The 17,210-nt window shown below is 71.6% G+C and carries 13 protein-coding genes; 6 read left to right on the top strand and 7 right to left on the bottom strand.

The genetic code is table 11. The annotated features are described in order from the left end of the window. Window positions 1–35 precede the first annotated feature (35 nt). Complete coding sequence (locus KYK13_RS28090) at window positions 36–1,472, bottom strand: hypothetical protein (RefSeq protein WP_223635690.1); 1,437 nt, start codon at window positions 1,470–1,472, stop codon at window positions 36–38. 326 nt (window positions 1,473–1,798) lie between these two features. On the opposite strand from KYK13_RS28090, the gene KYK13_RS28085 reads away from it, so the two are divergent. From KYK13_RS28085 to KYK13_RS28075, 3 genes are all read left to right on the top strand, one after another. After that, on the top strand, window positions 1,799–2,596 hold the full coding sequence (locus KYK13_RS28085) for a hypothetical protein (RefSeq protein WP_223635688.1): 798 nt from the start codon (window positions 1,799–1,801) through the stop codon (window positions 2,594–2,596). Window positions 2,597–2,655: 59 nt separating this feature from the next. Then, window positions 2,656–3,546, top strand: a complete 891-nt coding sequence (locus KYK13_RS28080) for a metallophosphoesterase (RefSeq protein ID WP_223635686.1) — start codon at window positions 2,656–2,658, stop codon at window positions 3,544–3,546. A gap of 113 nt (window positions 3,547–3,659) precedes the next feature. Further along, a complete protein-coding gene (locus KYK13_RS28075; protein ID WP_223635684.1) occupies window positions 3,660–4,568 on the top strand; it encodes an NADP-dependent oxidoreductase in 909 nt (302 codons plus the stop codon). Window positions 4,569–4,577: 9 nt separating this feature from the next. Here KYK13_RS28075 and KYK13_RS28070 read toward each other — a convergent pair whose 3' ends face one another. Continuing rightward, window positions 4,578–6,209 (bottom strand): RluA family pseudouridine synthase, encoded by a 1,632-nt coding sequence (locus tag KYK13_RS28070; RefSeq protein ID WP_223635682.1) that lies wholly within the window; start codon window positions 6,207–6,209, stop codon window positions 4,578–4,580. A gap of 502 nt (window positions 6,210–6,711) precedes the next feature. On the opposite strand from KYK13_RS28070, the gene KYK13_RS28065 reads away from it, so the two are divergent. Then, window positions 6,712–7,977 carry a glycoside hydrolase family 2 TIM barrel-domain containing protein gene (locus tag KYK13_RS28065; protein ID WP_223635678.1) on the top strand — a complete coding sequence of 422 codons (1,266 nt, stop codon included), beginning with the start codon at window positions 6,712–6,714 and terminating at the stop codon, window positions 7,975–7,977. Window positions 7,978–7,987: 10 nt separating this feature from the next. On the opposite strand, the gene KYK13_RS28060 is transcribed toward KYK13_RS28065, so the two are convergent. The 4 genes from KYK13_RS28060 to KYK13_RS28045 all read right to left on the bottom strand — a co-directional run bounded on the left by KYK13_RS28060 (window position 7,988) and on the right by KYK13_RS28045 (window position 13,216). Continuing rightward, window positions 7,988–9,058 (bottom strand): hypothetical protein, encoded by a 1,071-nt coding sequence (locus tag KYK13_RS28060; RefSeq protein ID WP_223635676.1) that lies wholly within the window; start codon window positions 9,056–9,058, stop codon window positions 7,988–7,990. Between the two features lie 87 nt (window positions 9,059–9,145). After that, the gene (locus KYK13_RS28055) at window positions 9,146–11,287 is read right to left on the bottom strand and encodes an FUSC family protein (RefSeq protein ID WP_223635673.1); all 2,142 of its coding nucleotides are present in this window, start codon (window positions 11,285–11,287) and stop codon (window positions 9,146–9,148) included. A 157-nt stretch (window positions 11,288–11,444) separates the two neighbouring features. Beyond that, entirely contained in the window at window positions 11,445–12,518 is a 1,074-nt protein-coding gene (locus KYK13_RS28050; RefSeq protein ID WP_223635672.1) for a hypothetical protein, read from the bottom strand. A 137-nt stretch (window positions 12,519–12,655) separates the two neighbouring features. Next, window positions 12,656–13,216 carry a DUF2378 family protein gene (locus KYK13_RS28045; protein WP_223635669.1) on the bottom strand — a complete coding sequence of 187 codons (561 nt, stop codon included), beginning with the start codon at window positions 13,214–13,216 and terminating at the stop codon, window positions 12,656–12,658. 242 nt (window positions 13,217–13,458) lie between these two features. On the opposite strand from KYK13_RS28045, the gene KYK13_RS28040 reads away from it, so the two are divergent. Both KYK13_RS28040 and KYK13_RS28035 read left to right on the top strand, forming a co-directional pair. Further along, on the top strand, window positions 13,459–14,904 hold the full coding sequence (locus KYK13_RS28040; protein ID WP_223635666.1) for a lipopolysaccharide assembly protein LapB: 1,446 nt from the start codon (window positions 13,459–13,461) through the stop codon (window positions 14,902–14,904). 95 nt (window positions 14,905–14,999) lie between these two features. Next, window positions 15,000–15,866, top strand: coding sequence for an ATP adenylyltransferase (locus KYK13_RS28035; RefSeq protein ID WP_223635663.1), 867 nt, complete (start codon window positions 15,000–15,002; stop codon window positions 15,864–15,866). A gap of 128 nt (window positions 15,867–15,994) precedes the next feature. Here the strand turns inward: KYK13_RS28035 and KYK13_RS28030 are convergent, their stop codons facing one another. Continuing rightward, window positions 15,995–17,209 carry an MFS transporter gene (locus KYK13_RS28030; protein ID WP_223635660.1) on the bottom strand — a complete coding sequence of 405 codons (1,215 nt, stop codon included), beginning with the start codon at window positions 17,207–17,209 and terminating at the stop codon, window positions 15,995–15,997. Between the last annotated feature and the right edge of the window lies 1 nt (window position 17,210).

Genomic DNA, 17,210 nt, shown 5'->3' with positions numbered 1-17,210 from the left:
GCCCGGTGGGGCTCCGGTCGCGGCCCTGATTTGCGTCAACCCCTGACGCGTCTGCGTTCCGCGGGGAAACGGCCTCCCGCACTCCATGAGATGGCTTCCTGGTTCCGTTCGAAGGCCGGGAGATAGACATTGCGCAGGAAGTCACGCGTCTGGGACAGCCGGTCCGAGGGCAGGGGGCAGGAATGGAAGACGCCGTCCGCGCCGAAGTACTCCGGAACGGGCCGCGCCGCGTCAGGGAGGCCCAGGCCCCGGAACTCCGCGGTCAGCCGCTGGTTGAGCGTGGCGAGCTTGTCCCGGATGAGCTCCGGCCACCGGCGCCAGAGGGACAGCTCCTCCTGGAGCGGGCGCAGCGCCTGGGACACCCGGTAGAGGACCTCCGCGTGCGGGTGGTAGCGCGCAAGCTCGCGGTAGCCGGCCTCCTTCGTGGCGCCGGAGTCCACGATGGGTTGCAGGACGGCGCGGTAATAGCCGAACAGGTCCTCCACGCTGTCGCCATCCCGCACGCAGAACGGATCCGTGTTCTCCGCCTTGATGAGGGTGGGCACGCCGAAGAACGTCCGGGCCAGCTCCCCGGCGTGGTGGCTGCCCAGCGCGTCAGGCGCCTGGAGGCGGTCGCGGGTCCGCTTCCATCCGTAGCGGAGGAAGGCCAGCGTCGCCGCGGGGCTCGTGTGCCAGAACGTGCGCGCCGCGGCGCGCAGGAGCACGTTCACATAGGTGTCACCCGGGCGGGGATGCCGCAGCTCGTCCACCCTGCTCAGTCCCCGCAGGCCCCGGGCAGTGAAGAGCAGGACGTTGGGCTCCTTGATGTCCAGGAGCTCCTCCGGTTCGCGCTCCACCCGCAGGCGGTCCAGGTAGTTGCGCGCGAAGAGCTCCGGGGTGCCCTCCGGAAAGACGCGCTGGCGGGCATTGAGGTTGAAGATGAGCTCGTAGCCGGGGAGGTGCCGGTCCGTCAGCCAGGGGTGGACGTCATAGGCCAGCACCAGGTCACCAGCCGACCAGACGATGGGGGCGTCGCTCGGGGCGGACAGGCCCTCCGTCGCGCGCTGGAGTGAGCGGGACAGGGAGATGTCGCTCCGGTCCTCCTCGACGGTCACCACCCGCGCGCGGTCCTCCAGGCGGCCCATCGCCAGCAGGACGTCGCGCACCACCTCCACCACGCGGCAGACCTCCGGGGGGCCGTAGACGCTGACGTGCACCCCGGCGAGCGCGTGGCTCAGCAGGGGAAAGACAATGACCGGGAGGTTGTCCAGGACGGGGTAGAGGAACTTCGTGTCGTCGAGCCCGCCTTCCATGGAGCGCAGCAGCGGAGTGGTATCCACCACCTTCCACCGCCGATAGCGCGCGGGCTGGCGCTGCTGTCGTTCTCGGGCCAGGCGGTCCGCGACGCGCCGGGTCACCGCCTCCTGGATCGCGGCTTCACTTGAGTCGAAGATTTCATGGCTGGCGCTGATGGCTGCGTGTCTCACCTGCATTCGTTCCACCTCCAGGCGCGTGATGCCATTCACGAACCATGCGAGGCGCCGGGACGGATGGACACGCCGCCGGGATTTTCCGGTTGGCGTCTGTCCATCACGCGGTTGCGTTCGCGGGGGACGCGGGCGCGGCGCGGCAGCTCGTCACGAATGGGTTGCCATGCTGGGGCGCGCGTTTTGTCTTGGATTGGTATGCCGCTTGCTGATGGCCGTGGCCCGAGGCAGGCGGCGCACGCCGCGGCCTCGCTTCCGCCCGTGAAGGCGGAGCTGGATGCGATGTCTGTCTTTTTCGTCAGGTCCACGCAGTCCCACGCATGGAGTCCGTCATGAAGAAGAACCTGGTTGTTTCCCTGTTGTCGGGCGTCAGCCTCGCGATGCTTTCGGTGGGGTGCGGCACGCCCGCGGAGTCCACCGAAGGTGGAGCGAAGGACACCGCCCGGTCGAGCGCGGCGCTCGCGGGGCAGATCTCCAGCGTGCCCGGGGACACCGCGTGCCCGTCGGGCTACACGCTCGCGTCCCCCGAGGAGGCGCGCGCCAACGCCGCTGCGCTCTGCGGCCAGCTCGGCACGTGGGACATCCTCCGGCTGGCGAACGGCGGCAGCATGGACGGTCCGGGCTACGGCTGTGGCGTCCGGACCTACGACAACCGCGCGCTGGGCGGTAGCGTCTGCAAGCTGGTCGGCACGGCCAGCACCGCGGTGGGGGACGGCGTCTGCCCGTCGGGCCTCACGCTGGTGAGCCCGCTGGTGGCGCGCACGAATCCGTCCGGCTTCTGCTCCGTGCTGGGAACGTGGGACATCGTGCGGCTGGCGAACGGCGGCAGCATGGACGGCCCGGGCTACGGCTGCGGCATCCGCGACTTCGATTCGCGCCCGCTGGGCAACACCCTCTGCGCGCAGCTCTCCTTCGTCACCGTGGCGGGGGATAAGCCGTGCACGCCGGGGACGGCGTTGCTGTCGCCGCAGGAGGCGCGCGCCCGCCAGTCGGAGGCCTGCGCGGCCCTGGGGACGTGGGACATCGCCCGTCTGGCTGGTGGCGGGAGCATGGACGGCCCGGGCTACGGCTGCGGCATCCGGGACTGGGACACCCGCACCACGGGCAACGCCCTCTGCCAGTCGCTGTAGTCTCCGGCGGAGTCCTCCCGCTTCCGGCCGCTCGGGCCGGGAGCGGGGCCGCGTCCTCCATGCGCTTCATCCATTGCTCTGACGTCCACCTCACGGCGGACTACCGGAGGCTTGCCCCGCGCCCACTGGGGTGGCGTCGCTGGCTGGCCCTACCGGAGCTGCTCCTGGGGGGGCGCGCGCAAGCCTATGCGCGCGCTGCCCGGACGCTCTCCGCCATCGTGCGCGAGGCGAAGACGCACGACGCCGACCACCTCATCCTGTCGGGGGACCTCACCGCGTGCGCGCTGGACGGTGAGTTCCAGGCCGCTCGGGACGCGCTGGGCGAGTGGGGGGAGGACCGGCGCCGCTGCACCGTCATCCCGGGCAATCATGACGTGTACACGCCCGGCAGTGTCCGCGCCGCGCGGTTCGAGCGCTACTTCGGGCACCTGTTGGAGAGCGACCTCCCCGAGCACCGCAGGGAAGGCCGGTACCCGTTCGTCAGGTTGGTGGGGAGCGGAGCCGCCGTGGTGGGGCTCTGCTCCGCGCGCCTGCCCCTTGTTCCCGGAATCTCCCGCGGGTTCATCGGACGTGCGCAGCTCGAAGGGCTCGCGGCGGTGGTGGCGGATCCTCGGCTGGCCGGGCGGGCGCTGCTGGTTGTCGTGCACCACGCACCGCTGACATCCCGGGGGGAGCTGGCGACGGGGCCCTGGGGGCTCCGGGATGGAGCGGCGCTCTGCCGGTTGCTGCCCGGGAGTCGCCACGCGGTGCTTCACGGCCACATCCACCAGCGCTTCCATCACCAGGCCACCGGGACAGGGCCCCACCTGTTTGGCGCGGGCTCGTCGACGTTCGCGGGCCACGAGGGCTACTGGCTCATCGACGTCGAGCAGGGGCGCGTGACGGGAGGACGGATGCGGGTCCCCCCAATGAACGACGCCGGGGTGCAGGCCAGCGAGCGGAGGGACTGAAGGGAGCAGGAGACGGGGCGACCGGCTGGCGACGATGGCGGCCTTCCTGGCGGTGCTTACCGTTGGGCCGACGTTGGAGTGCTGATCCCTCGCTCGTCTGTGTGGAGGCCTGGATGAAAGCGGTCGTGCTGAAAGGCTATGGGGATGTGGACGTGCTCGCGGTGCAGGAGATGCCCGAGCCGAAGGTGGGGCCGGGCGAGCTGAAGGTCCGCGTCACCGCCGCGGGCATCAACCCGGTGGACTGGAAGATCCGCCGGGGGGAGATGAAGGGGCGGGTGGATTTGAAGTTCCCCGCCATCCTCGGGCGCGACGTGGCCGGTGAGGTCCTGGAGGTGGGCACGGGCCTCGAGGACTCCTTCGAGCGGGGGGACCGCGTGATGGGCCTGGTGAACGCGGGCTACGCGGAGACGGTGGTCGCGCCCGCGGAGTGCTGGGCGAAGGTGCCCGACAATCTGAAGCTACAGGATGCCGCCGCGCTGCCGCTGGTGACGCTGACGGGCACGCAGCTCATCGAGGAGCAGGTGCGGCCCTCGAAGGGGGACACGCTGCTCATCACGGGCGCGCTGGGCTCGGTGGGACGTTCCGCCGTCTTCGCGGCGCGGGCGCGGGGCGCGAAGGTCTGGGCGGGCGTGCGGAAGAGTCAGGTGGAGGAGGCCCGGAAGCTGGGCGTGGACGGCGTCGTCGCGCTGGATGACCCCAAGGACATCGCGAAGCTGCCCACGCTGGACGCGGTGGCGGACACGGTGGGCGGTGAGACCGTGGCGGCGGTGCTCGGCAAGGTGAAGCACGGCGGGACCGTGGGCAGCGTGCTGGGCGAACCGAAGGGCGCGAAGGAGAAGGGGCTCGTCGTGCGCAGCTTCATGTCGCATCCGGATGCGAAGCGGCTCTCGCAGATTGCCGAGAGCGTGGCGAAGGGCGACCTGGTGATTCCCATCAGCCGGACCTTCAAGCTGGACGACGCACGCGAGGCCCAGAAGCTCGCGGAGCAAGGCGTCACGGGCAAGGTGGTGCTCGTCAACTGATGCGAGCGTCTAGAACGGGGCGGCGCGAGTGAAGGACACGCGCTGCCCCGTCGCCGGGTGCATGAACGACAGTGTCTCGGCGTGCAGGTGCAGGCGGAGGCCCGCGTGGCCGTACAACGGGTCTCCCACGATGGGTGCTCCCAGGCCCTGGGGATGGGCCGCGTGGACGCGCAGTTGGTGGGTGCGGCCGGTGCGCGGATGGAAGGCCACGCGCGTGTGGTTCGCCTTGCGCTGGAGGACCTCCCAGTCGGTGACGGCGGGCTTGCCGTGCACGGGGTCGACGATCTGCCGGGGACGGTCATCCAGGTCCACGCGCAGGGGCAGGGTGATGGTGCCCGCGTCTTCGCGCACGGGGCCGTCGATGAGCGCCACGTAGCGCTTGGAGACCTCGCGGTGGAGGAACTGGCGTTGCAGGGACGCGTGCGTGCGGCTGTCCAGCGCGGCGACGAGCAACCCGGAGGTGTCCAGGTCCAGCCGGTGCGCGAGCAGCGGTCCCGTGGCGTTGGGGTATCGCGCGCGCAGCCGGGTGAGCACCGAGTCGAACAGGGCGGCATCCCGGCCCGGCACGGACAGCAGGCCGCAGGGCTTGTCGATGACGACGAGCCAGGCGTCCTCGAAGACGATGGAGAGGTCTGGCGTGGGCGCGGGCGGCGGGACGAAGACCCGGGGCGCGGAGACCTTCAGACCCTCCAGCATGAACGGGAGCAGGGGGCCGCACTTGTCGCGGCATGCGGGATAGAACGCGCCCTGGATGCGGCCACCCGATGCGGGCGGCGTGCCCCACCAGAACTCCGCGAGCGCGACCGGCTGGAGTCCCTGCGCGAAGGCGTAGGCGAGCAGCTTCGCGCCCGCGCAGTCACCGGCGCCGGACGGGGGCTCGGAGCCGCCGTAGAGCGAGCGCAGGGGGCGGGTCTCTCCCCGGGCGTTGGTGACGGCGTAGGTGTCGTGGAATTGCTTCATGAAGCCGCGGGAGACGATGCGCCGCAGCCGGTCCAGCGCGCGCACGCGGCGTTCCGCCTTCGCACGGGCCGGGGCGAACTGGCGCCGGGCTTCTTCCTGCGTGGCGTCCCAGCGGCGCTTCTCTGCTTTGTCGCCCCGGCTCTCCTGGTCGAGTGAATGGAGCGCCTCCGCGCGTGCGGCCTCCGTGAGTCCTTGTGTGGCCAGGAGGGCGGCGCGGCGCTTGTGACGCTGGCGGCGGCGGGCCTCGTGGTGCTGGCGCACGGCTTCGCGCTCGGTGGCTTCGCGTGCCTGCCGGGCGTCATCGTCCTCGCGCAGGCGGCGCAGCTCGTCGGAGGCGCTCCAGGCTTCAGCGCGGGCCAGCAGGGCCTTCACCGTGGCGTCGGCCACCGGCTCCACGCGGGCGCGGGCCTCGCGGTCGAAGACAGGGGGCACGAAGCCCGGCACGTCCCAGCGGCCGGCGAGCATCGCGGAGAAGGCTCGCAGCACGCCGAAGGTTCCATCCGGTTGGCGCACCACGAGCACGCCGAACATCTTCCCGCCGTCCGGCCCCTGGAGGATGTCGCCGGGCAGCCCTGGCGCGATGAAGCCTTCGCGGAGCGTGGCTTGCAGCGACTCCGCGGCCCGGCGCGCGAGGGCGTGCGGGCCCACGGCGTCGAAGGGGCTCGGGAAGGAGTCCGGCACTTCGTCCGCTTGGGGGGCCGGTTCGAGTGCGGTGACGTGCGGGGCCACGGCGCCGGAGTAGCACGAAACCTGGAGGCTGGGGACGCGGGGCTACCGCGAGGCTGGCCGGCTGGCGCGGAAGGGGGCGACAGCGTGGTCCGTGCACCGCTGGACGTCCTGCGCCTCCATGAAACTCGCGGTGTAGGGGCCTCCCAGGGGACATCGAGTGGGGCGCAGTCCTGCCTCGTGATGGCCAGTTCCCACGTGTCCCAGCACGCACGGAACTCGAACGGATGTTCATCGACCTCGACGCCGAGCGTCTGCTGATTGGACTGACCGACCGGTGATGGATCAGCCTGCCCATGCGTGACCGAGATGAATTGCGCAATGAGAGGCGGGGGGAGGATGGGACTGATTGATGCTGTTCAGATGATTGACGCGAGAGGGGACTACAAGGAGTTTTGACTCTAGACTCCGGGCCTCCATGGCCACTGTCCGCGCTGTTGCCGCTGGTTTGCTGCTGTTGACCGCACTCCTCGTGCCTGAGTGGAACGTGGAGGCCCGCACCGCCATCCTGGAGGCAGGGGCGGGATGGAAGCTGGAGGTGGATGGCCAGCCCTACGTGGCGAAGGGCGTCACCTTCAGTGGCACGGGCGGGCCCGCGAACTTCGACAAGGATTGCGAACGGCTGCGCGCCATTGGCGTGAACACGCTGCGCACCTGGGGCACCGGCGACGAAACGGCCGCGCTGCTCGATGCCGCGCACAAACACGGCCTCCGTGTCCTGGTGGGGCTGTGGCTGCGGCCGGGCCGCGCGGGCATGGAGAACGACGACGCCTTTGATTACGCGCGCGACGCGAAGGGACGTGATGCGCAGCTCCAGGCCACGCTCGCGCAGGTGCGACGGTTCAAGGACCATCCGGCGGTGCTCGCTTGGGGCGTGGGCAACGAGGTCATCCTCAATTCGCCGGATGAGCCCTCGAAGGTCGCCTACGCGCGCTTCCTGGAGAAGGTCGTCCGCGCGGTGAAGAAGGCGGACACCGCGCACCCGGTGCTGTCCGTGGATGCTTGGACGCTGGGCATTCCGCTCTGGGAGAAGTACGTCCCCTCACTGGATGCGTATGGCTTGAATGTCTACGGCCGGGGCATCCACGCGCTTGCGGATGCGGTGAAGCAAGCCGGTGCGCGCAAGCCCTGGTTCATCACCGAGTTCGGCGCGCAGGGGGAATGGGAGGTCCCCAAGGATGCTCGCGGCGTGCCCCAGGAGCCGGGAGACGGGGAGAAATATGACGTCATCGTGGATGGCTGGCGCAACGCGCTGGCGCCGCACGTCCAGACGGGCCGGTGCCTGGGATTGTTTGTCTTCAACTACAGCTCGGCGTTGGACCACACCGGGCTGTGGCTGGGAATGGTGTCCGGCACCTCCATGCGGCCGGCATGGCACGCGGTGCGCGAGGCATACACAGGCACGAAGCCCGACCCCGCGCTGCCGGTGGCGGTACGCCTGGAGGTCCGGGGCGTGGAGAAGGGGTGGGCTGACGTGGCCTTCGACGTCACCTCCACCACGCCGCTGGACGTGTCCTTCGCCTACAACTTCCGGGGCGCGGCGCTCCGGGCGGAGCGCGATCGGGTGACGGTGCTGGAGTCCCGGCAGGGGAGCACTCCGGGGACGTGGCGCGTGCGTCTGCCCGTCGTGACGGGCGCCATCAAGCTGTATGGCCTGGCGAAGGACGGTGCGGGGAACCTGGTCGCCGCGACCACGTCCGTTGCGGCGCAGGCGACTCCCTGAGCCCTCGCGGCTACTTCGTCCAGCTGTCCCCGTGGCCCTTCGTGATGCCCAGGGCCGCGACCCAGTAGTCCGCCTTCGAGGAGGCCGGTGACAACGCGCGGCCGCTGCCCTCGACCGTGCCGTTCTTCACGCCGTCCACCTTCCAGTTCACATCCTCGGGCCGGTACTGCGCATGGCGCCGCATGTGCTCGTACATGCCCGAGAAGATGCTCTGGATGCCCAGGGCGCCGGCCAGGGTGCGCTTCTGCTGGGCGAACTCCGCATCCACGAAGGAGTTGCGCAGCTGGGAGCGCAGGCTCCGGGGCTGGACCGGGGCGCCGCAGAAGCCAAAGGCCTCCGCCCGGGCGATGTAGTGGCGCGCAATCGTCCACATCATCGGGTGCCGCGGCGGCGCGTACATGGCCCACATGTCGGTGCCGTTGAACTGCGCCATCTCATCCGTGGCGTCCTCCTCCATGCCCATCTGCAGGGCCAGCTCGTCCTTCATGAAGCCGGGTGGCTTCGCATTGAAGGTGAGGGTGTCCTCCAGCTTGAGGAACGTGGGGACCTTCGGAGGCTGGGCGAGCATCTTCTCGAACTGCTTGCGGTCCTCGATGACGCAGTTCGCGTCGAGGAAGTACCCGCCGTTCACGCCCAGCGTCAGAAACGTCAGGATGTCCTTGGCGGGCGCGTGACCTTTGTTGCCCAGGTAGAACGCCAGGAGCTGCTCCAGCTTGTCCAGCAGGAGCGCGCCCAATTCCTTGCGGACGACGGGCGCGTCCAGGACTTCGTCCAGCCCATGGACCTTGACGCGCTTGCCCAGCGCCTTCTCGAACTCGGGCGCCATCTGGGGCAGGCACCAGAAGTACACCGTCGCGGAGGAGAAGCCGGACGCGATGGCCTTCGGCGTCTTCGTGTTCGCGTCGTTCGGCTTGCCCGTCCCGTACCAGACGAAGTGCAGCGCCGTCTTGTGCGGGGCCGGAGTCCGCGCGGGCTCCGGCTCCGGTTCCTCGACGCCGTCCCGCAGGACGTTGAAGGGATTGAAGGTGGGGTCGTCCTTGCGGCGATCAGCGATGGAGAAGGGTTTGGAGGACCGGGGCATCTCGCGAGTATGAATCGTGTTCACGAAAGGTGACAACGTCGTGGGACGTCAGGTCCCGCCGGAGGACGTGGCCCTTCCCCCTGGCCGTCAGCGCAGCGTCGGGTCCTCGTTGATGCGTGTCACGGCGCCGTGAAGGATGCCCAGCTGCCGGGGCACGCGCTCCAGCAGCGCGCCCAGCACGGGGTCGTCGCTGGTGCGCGGCAGCGCCAGGGCCGGCAGGGGCGGGGGCTCTCGCCGCTCCTGCAGCGCGCGGGCGAGCAACTCCAGGCTGTCGCTGGCGCGCTGCGCGAGCTGCTGCGGCAGCACCGAGTTCGTCCTGCCGTCGAACCGCCCCGTGCCCAGCGCCGTCACCGCCACCGCGAACCGCCTCGCGTAGGTGAGCAGCGCCATGCCCGGCTCCAGGTGGCCGGGCGGGCCCCGGTACTCCGTCAGCAACCGCTGGAAGGACGACTCCGCCTCCAGCAATGCCTGGTCCAGGCGGCGGCGCTCCTCGTTCACCGCGGGCTCCGTGCCGCTGCGGTGCGTGGCCAGCTGTTGCAGGTACCTGCCGTCCGCGCGCAGGGCGGAGGCCGCCGCGTCCGGGAAGCGGCGCCGCTCCGGGCTGGGCCACAGCGTCCACGAGCCCACCAGCGCCATCGCCCCCGCGATGAGCACGCCCAGGGAGCGCTGCGACGCCACCCGCCAGTCCCCCGAGCTGAGCGTGGCCATCAGCAGGTAGTCCGGCGTGAGCAACACCTGGAACGCGCCGAAGTTCAGCGGCAGCAGGGACACGGAGATGGCCGTCAGCCCGCTGATGACGCCAATCATCATGGGCGGCGTGTGCACCGTGGTCGCGATGAGCGCCGCCAGGCTCGCGCCCACCAGCGTCCCCACCGTGCGCTGGAGCACGCGCTCCTCCGTGCTGCCCGCGTAGGGCTGGAGAATGGAGATGACCACGAGGCTCACCCAGTGCGCGTCGCCCACCTGCAACGCCCGCGTCAGCCCCAGCGCCGCCGTGGCCACCATCCCCGTGCGCAGCGCGTGCCGCAGCACCACCGAGTCCCGGTGCAGGTGGTCCCGGATCGGCCGCCACACAGAGAACCCCCGCGCCTCACCCTGGCCGCCCACCGTGTGCCTGCCGCGCGCCGGCACCGGGTCTCCGAAGAGCAGTCCCGATGCCGTCTCGTGCGCCACGCCCGCGTGCTCGCGCAGCCGGTCCAGCAGCGTGGCCACGTGGGTGGACAGGGGCCCCTCCGCGCCCCGGCGCACCGGCGGCGCGGCCATCCTCGCGGGCTGCTGCCGGCTCCGGGGCTTCAGCGCCAGCCGCGGCGGCGCGCGCATGCCTTCATTGCGTTCCTGTTGGAGCGCCCGCATGACCCACTGGTCCATCGCGGCGAAGGCCTCGCACAGCCGGGCCACGCGCTCGCGCGTCGCGTACAGGTGCGGGTCGCGCCCCACCACCTGCATCGCCTCCGCCAGCGCGCTGAGCAGCGCCACCATGGGCTCCGCCTGCTCCACCAGCACCAGCAGGTGTTCGCCGCGCCGGGACTCGTCCGGCCTCCCGCGCCGCGTGGCCGCGAGCACGTCGCGCGCGTGTTCGATCTCCGGGCGGATGCCGGCATGGCGCTTCAACCCTTCCGCCCATGCATCCGGCGTGGCCCCCTCCAGCGTGGCCCTTCGCAGCTCCTCCGCCGCAATCCCCAGCCTCGCGTACACGCGAGCCACCGCCCGGCGCGCGGGCCGGTAGGGCCTGAGCGGCCACAAGAGCAGCGACAGGGTCATCGCCCACACGCCTCCCAGCAGGAGCGAAGCGCCGCGCAGCACCGCCTCCCGGAGCGAGGCCGCGGGTGCGCCGAGCGACACGACGAAGATGACGGCGAGCTGCCCGCCCACGGAGCCCGCCGTCTCGCCGTAGCAGCGCGCGAAGTTCGCCGCCGTGACGCCCAACAGCAGCAGCGTGGCGTCCACCGTGTACGTGGCCCCCGCGGGCGCCAAGAGCATGCCGACGAGCGCCCCCAGCACCGTCACCACCCCCATGATGCGCGCCCGCGTCCGATACGAGCCGCCCTTGTCCGCGAGCGTGACGAGCAGCCCCGTGAGGCCCGCCCAGCCCGCCTCGGGCACGGTGAGCAGGTACGCCAGACACAGGGGCAGGGCGGTGGAGACGGCCGCCCGGATACCCGCCCACAGGGCCGGTCTTCCGGGCTCCACGCGGAGAAGCGACTGGAGGTGTCTCAGCAGCCGGTGCATGGGGATTCAGGGGAGCGGCGGGCCGTCACCCCAGAGGGTGGCCACGGTCGTCCCCATCCACAGCCGGTGCCCCTGGCTCGGGCGCCGCTCGTGCGGCACCGCGGGCCCCATCCCGCAAGCCCGTCCCTCCCCGAAGGCGGAGACGCGCGGCCCGGCCTCAGCCCGTGCCCAGGGCCGGTGCGGCGTCGGACGCCTTCTCCTCGAGCGACGTGCCGTCCCAGGGGATGTACCGCACGCCCGCCATGGGCTCCGGGCCGTGGAACTCCAGCGCGCCCACGGTGGAGGTGAGCAGTCCGGTGGGCCTCCACGCCGCGAGCGGATGGGGCCGGGAGAAGCGTTGGAGCTCGCACCGGGCCACGTCGCTCTGGGCCACCAGCACGTCCCAGCCCGTGGGGTCGCGGTACGCATAGCCCACCAGCGTGCGCGGGTCGCACCACGCGCGGCCCTCCACGGCCACGGTGGCGGAGGCGGCGCGGAAGGACAGCTCCCCGGCCGAGGGCGACGTCACGCGGCTCAAGAGCAGGTGGGGCATTTCATGGAACGTGTGCTCGGCGTCGCGCGTGCGCAGGTAGATGGGCGACAGCCGCGGGTGGCCCCGCTGGCGCTTCGCGCGCACCGCCATGATCTCCAGCCGCGCGTCGGGGTCCTCGGCGAAGCGCGGGCAGTACAGCCACGTGAGCTCCTCCAGCCGGCGGTGGCCCCACAGGTGCTTCTGCAGGCCCGGCGCGCCCTTCACGTCGATGCGCTCGCCGTCCACCGTCACCGCGCCCTCGAAGAGGACGTCGTCGTGCACGTGGGCGACGCGCGTGGGCAGGGGCAACAGCGAGGTGCCTCGCGGCTCGCGGCGCACCGGCCCGGCGTGTCCGCCCTGGAAGCGCAGGTCCCACGCGATGCAGTGCCCTCCGCTGGCCACCTGGCCGTGGCAGTGGCCGGGCGTCAGCTCCGAGTCCGCGATGCGCACGCCCCCGGAGGGCAGCGCGCTGAAGGCGGAGGCCGGGTGGATGGCCTTGAGCGCCACCGCGGGCCGGTCCTGCGACGCGCAGTCGAACGCCGCCGCCCAGAGCGTGGCGCGAGGCTCGCCAGGGCTGCCCGGCGCCGGGGTGAACAGGGTGTAGCGCAACCACCAGGCGCGATCTCCGCCCGGGTCGAGCACCACCAGGAACCAGATCTCGAAGAATCCCCGCTGTTGACCGTTCCAGCGCGGCTGGTTGGCGCGCTTGCTCGACAGCATGATGGAGCCCCCTCTTCGCGCGGCCGTTCACGGCCTGGACGTCGCGCGTACGCCTTCACGCTGGCAGATGGGGCCCCGTGCGGGCAAGGGTCCCCGCGGTCGCGGGGCCGCGGGGAGGGGGCGCTCCTTCCGCCGGATCAGGCGCCGGGCGCGCCCCAGGACACGCGGTAGGTGACGCTCTCGTCGTCGAACTGGACGACGTCCACCTGCGTGGCCGGACCGCTGGCGGCGCGCACCGTGGCCAGCATCACGCCCTGCTTGAAGTAGCGCAGCAGGCCGGGCTCGTTGAGCCAGAGGTCCGCCTCGCGCTCGCCACGTTCAGTGATGCGCACCTCGGTGTAGTTGTTGCCGGTGCGGAAGCTGTGCTGCGTGCGGTGCAGCATCCGCTTGGGCCCGATGAGCCGCAGCACGCCCAGCAGCGCCCGGCCCACCATCGTGTCGCGATAGCCGTCGATCATCCGCTCGCCCAGCATCCGCCACGCCACCGCGTCCGGCTGCTCCGGGTGGAGCGTCTTCGCGGTCAGCGCCACGCAGCGCGTCCACGTGTCCAGCGAGTACGCCGGCTGAAGGGGGCGGTCCAGGTCCAGCCCCTCCTTGCGCAGCTGCTCCTTGAGGGCGAAGGGCACCCTCCCGGCCAATCCCCGAACGAAGAGTCCTTCGACGATGGTCGGGAATACGAGTTTCTCGGCGGTGGCCATGGATGCCATTCCGCCCAGCACCGCGCGTTCTGGTCAAGACCTACCGCCCGGGTGAAGTTCGGCGCTCGAATGCGCGGTCGCCCTTCGGGGTCATTCCGCCCCGTTCCGGCGCCGTGAAACATCGCATGTATCCATGGAATTCACGCAAGGTGTGGAAGCACTCCACGCGGTCGCCAGGCGTGGGCATCTGGTAGCGTCCGGGGCCCCGGCTCCCCCTTGGCTCGGCACCTTTCTGGGTCCTGATGACGTCGCGAGTCCTGACGTGCCTGCTGTTGTCCGCGCTGGCCGCGCTCCCTGCCTGGGGCGCCCGGCCGGTCCCTGCTCCGGCCGCGGAGGGCATGGCGATGCTCCAGCGGATGGACACGGCGCGCGTGCAGGGCAGCCCCAGCACGCTGCGCACGGAGCTGGACGCGCAGGAGGCGAAGACGCCCAGGGACCCGATGCCGCGCGTGTACCGGGCCTTCCTCGCGCTGCCGTCGGAGGAGAGCTTCAGCGAGTTCAAGGCGCTGGCGGTGATGTACCCGGAGAACCCGTGGCCGCACGTGGGCATGGGGCTCGTGTACGTGCGCTGGAAGATGTTGAAGGACGCGGCCGCGCCGCTGGAGGCCGCCCGGAAGGCCGTGCCCGGGTTCGCGCCCGCGCTCTGGGCGGACGGCCTGCGGCTCCAGGCGGAAGGCAAGCCCGCGGAGGCGGAGGGCCGGCTGCGCGAGGCCTTGGCGAAGCTGGACATCCCGCGCTTCCGCACGGACCTGGCGCTGCTGCTGGCGGGCCGGCCCGGAGGCGCCGCGGAGTCGCGGGCGCTCCTGGTCCGCTCGGTGAAGGACTGGCCGGAGCAGCCGGAGGCGCTCCAGGTGCTGTCGCGGCTGGCCCGCGAGGCCGGGGACGCGCGGGCGGGCGCGGAGGCCGGGGCGCTGCTCGTCGCGCTCCAGCCGCATGACCGCGAGGCGCACCGGCGGCAGGCGGAGGCGTGGCTCGCCGCCGGGGACAAGGCGCAGGCGGTGAAGATGCTGGAGCGCTACGCGACGCTGGGGGGCGCGGACCCTGCGGTGCTCGCCTCGTGGGTGAAGCTCAACGTGGAGCTGGACCGCCCGGAGGACGAGGCGAAGGCGCTGGTGCGTCTGGCCGCGGCGACGCCCAGGGATCCGGAGCCGTTGCTTCGGCTGGCGACGCTCGCGGAGGCGAAGCCGGACCTGGCCGGCATGGAGGCGCGGTTGGAGCAGGCGGCGGCGCTGGCGCCGGAGCGCGCGGACATCCAGGTGCGGCGGGCGCGGATGCTGCTCAAGCAGGAGCGCTACTTCGAGGCCGTGGCGGCGTACCGCGCGGCGCTCGCCGCTCCGGAGCATCCGGTGCCCGAGGCCGCGGAGGAGGCCGCGCAGCTGAACAAGAAGCTGCGGCTGCCCGCCACGCCCGCGAAGGGCACGGTGGAGCAGATCTACGACCGCGTGTCCCTGGCGCTGGTGGCGCTGTACCTGGAGCACCTGATGGAGAAGCCCGACCTCAAGGGCAACCTGAAGGTGCGCGTGGACCTGGACCCCGCCACCGGGAAGGCCACGAACGTGGTGGTGCTCTACGACAGCCTCCAGGACGTGCTCATCACCCACCACGCGCGCATCGCCTTCATGGACGCCGAGTACCCGCCCGGCAGCGAGTCCCCGGTGTACCAGTACGTCTTCCGTCCTCCGCGCTGAGGCGGACATTTGGCGCGCGCTCCCCGCGCAAGCCGGTTGACGCTGGCGTCACCGGGCGGCACAGACTCCAAAGGCCTCACGCCAGGAGCCCCTCCGTGAACGCCGCGCCGCTGACGCCCGCCTCCCTGTGGTCCCGCACGCTGGCCGTGACGCGCCATGCGCTGGAGACGGGCGCGCTCCAGCCCATCGCCACGGACTTGCGCACGGTGCCGGTGGCGGGCACGGCGTTCCAGGTGCGCGTGCTGGGCAAGGTGGCGCTCAAGGAGCGCAAGCGGCCCGCGCCGTCCTCCTCCTCGGAGCCGTTCAATCCGTTCGCGAACCCGGAGCCGGACCTGGTGCTGGGGGACGTGCCACCCGCGCACGTGTGCCTGCTCAACAAGTTCAACGTCGTGGAGCACCACCTGCTGCTGGTGACGCGGGCCTTCGAACCGCAGGACGCGCTGCTGTCGCTGGCGGACTTCGACGCGCTCTCCACGTGCCTGGAGGGGCTGGACGGCCTGGCCTTCTACAACGCGGGGGAGACGGCCGGCGCGAGCCAGCGCCACAAGCATCTGCAACTGGTGCCGCCCCTGGGGCCGGAGCTCCTGCGCGCGCCCGTGGAGGCGCTGCTGCCGCCCCTGCCGGGGCCGGGCCGCGTGGTGGCCGCGGGGTCGCTGCCGTTCGCGCACCTGCTGGCGGGACTGGGGCCGTGGGGGGCTCCGGGGCAGGGGGGCCGGATGCTGGCGGCCTACCGGCTCCTGCGGGAGGCCATGGGGCTCGCGGAGCACGCGCCGTACAACCTGCTCGTCACCCGGGACTGGATGCTGCTCGTGCCTCGTGCCCGGGCGGAGCACCTGGGCGTCAACGTCAACGCGCTGGGCTTCGCCGGGTCGCTGCTGGTGCGCACGCCCGAGCAGTTCGACGCGGTCGCCGCGCTCGGTCCGCTGGAATTGCTGCGCCAGGTCGCGGGCGTCGTTCCGTAGGGACGGTGCAACCGCGCGAGCGGACCGGCAGACGGCGGAGTCCCTGTTCCCGCTGCTGCCCTCCACGCGGAGGTGGGGGCGGATGCTGCGCGCATGCCTCCAGGGCGTGGGGAACGAGTTCTACGCGGTCATCCTGGAGAAGAAGGAGCGGCCGCCGCGCGGTAGCGAAGCCCGACGAGCGCCGCGACGAAGCCCGCCGCGGCGCCCACGCCCAGCGCCTGGCGCGGACCGAACGTGTCCGCGACCCACCCGACGACGGGCGCTCCCAGGGGCGTGCCGCCGAGCGCGATGGCCAGGAGGATGGCGAGCACGCGCCCGCGCATGGCCGGCTCCGTGGACAGCTGCACCAGGCTGTTCGCGGTGGTGGTGAAGGTCTGCGCCGACACGCCGATGACCACGAGCATGAGGCCGAAGAGGGCGTAGGCCGGCATCAGCGCCGCGAGCGTGAGGCCTGCTCCGAAGACCGCGGCCCCCGTCACCAGCAAGCCGATGCGGGGGTACGCGCGCCGGGCGGAGAGCAGCGCGCCCGTCACGGACCCGACGGCCATGATGGACGTCAGGAGTCCATAGCCGCTCGCGCCCTTTTCGAAGACGCGCACGGACATGGTGGAGATGAAGATGGGGAAGTTGAGGCCGAAGGTGCCGATGAGGAAGAACATGATCAGCACCGCCTTCAGGTCCGGCCGCTTCCAGACGTAGACGAAGCCCTCCAGGAGGCTCCCGCGGGTGCGCAGCGCCCGGTCCCTCACGTGCAGCTCGTTCACGCGAAGCAGGCTCAGTGAGCAGAGGACGGCGCCGAAGGACGCCGCGTTGAGGACGAACATCCACCCGGAGCCCACCCAGGAGATGAGCACCCCCGCGATGGCGGGACCCAGCATGCGCGCGGCGTGGAACGAGGTGGAGTTGAGCCCCACGGCGTTGGAGAGATCCTCCTCCCCCACCAGCTCCGACACGAACGTCTGGCGCGCGGGGGCGTCGAAGGCGGTGACGCAGCCCAGGAGGAACGCGAACACGTCCACGTGCCACAGCCGCACGTGCCCCCAGAGCGTGAGCAGCCCCAGGCCCAGGGCCAGGACTCCCAGGCTCGCCTGCGTGGCGAACAGGAGCTTGCGCCGGTCCAGGTGGTCCGCCGCGAAGCCCGTCAGCGGCAGGAGCAGCAACTGCGGCGCGAACTGGAGCGCCATGACCACGCCCACCGCCGTGGCGTTGTTGTGGGTGAGCTGGGTGAGGACGAGCCAGTCCTGGGCGGTGCGCTGCATCCACGTGCCCACGTTGGACACGATCGCTCCGGCGGCCCACGTCCGGTAGTTGTAGCCGCGCAGCGAACGGAACGTGCCCTTCATT

Source organism: Corallococcus sp. EGB, assembly GCF_019968905.1.
Classification (GTDB): Bacteria; Myxococcota; Myxococcia; order Myxococcales; family Myxococcaceae; genus Corallococcus.
Note: the sequence above shows the minus strand (reverse complement) of the source record. Positions and strands in the feature narration are given on the sequence as shown.

Coding starts and splice junctions, on each gene's coding strand:
- KYK13_RS28090 (WP_223635690.1), bottom strand. CDS start 1,472: ATGCAGGTGAGACACGCAGCCATCAGCGCCAGCCATGAAATCTTCGAC.
- KYK13_RS28085 (WP_223635688.1), top strand. CDS start 1,799: ATGAAGAAGAACCTGGTTGTTTCCCTGTTGTCGGGCGTCAGCCTCGCG.
- KYK13_RS28080 (WP_223635686.1), top strand. CDS start 2,656: ATGCGCTTCATCCATTGCTCTGACGTCCACCTCACGGCGGACTACCGG.
- KYK13_RS28075 (WP_223635684.1), top strand. CDS start 3,660: ATGAAAGCGGTCGTGCTGAAAGGCTATGGGGATGTGGACGTGCTCGCG.
- KYK13_RS28060 (WP_223635676.1), bottom strand. CDS start 9,058: ATGCCCCGGTCCTCCAAACCCTTCTCCATCGCTGATCGCCGCAAGGAC.
- KYK13_RS28055 (WP_223635673.1), bottom strand. CDS start 11,287: ATGCACCGGCTGCTGAGACACCTCCAGTCGCTTCTCCGCGTGGAGCCC.
- KYK13_RS28050 (WP_223635672.1), bottom strand. CDS start 12,518: ATGCTGTCGAGCAAGCGCGCCAACCAGCCGCGCTGGAACGGTCAACAG.
- KYK13_RS28045 (WP_223635669.1), bottom strand. CDS start 13,216: ATGGCCACCGCCGAGAAACTCGTATTCCCGACCATCGTCGAAGGACTC.
- KYK13_RS28040 (WP_223635666.1), top strand. CDS start 13,459: ATGACGTCGCGAGTCCTGACGTGCCTGCTGTTGTCCGCGCTGGCCGCG.
- KYK13_RS28030 (WP_223635660.1), bottom strand. CDS start 17,209: ATGAAGGGCACGTTCCGTTCGCTGCGCGGCTACAACTACCGGACGTGG.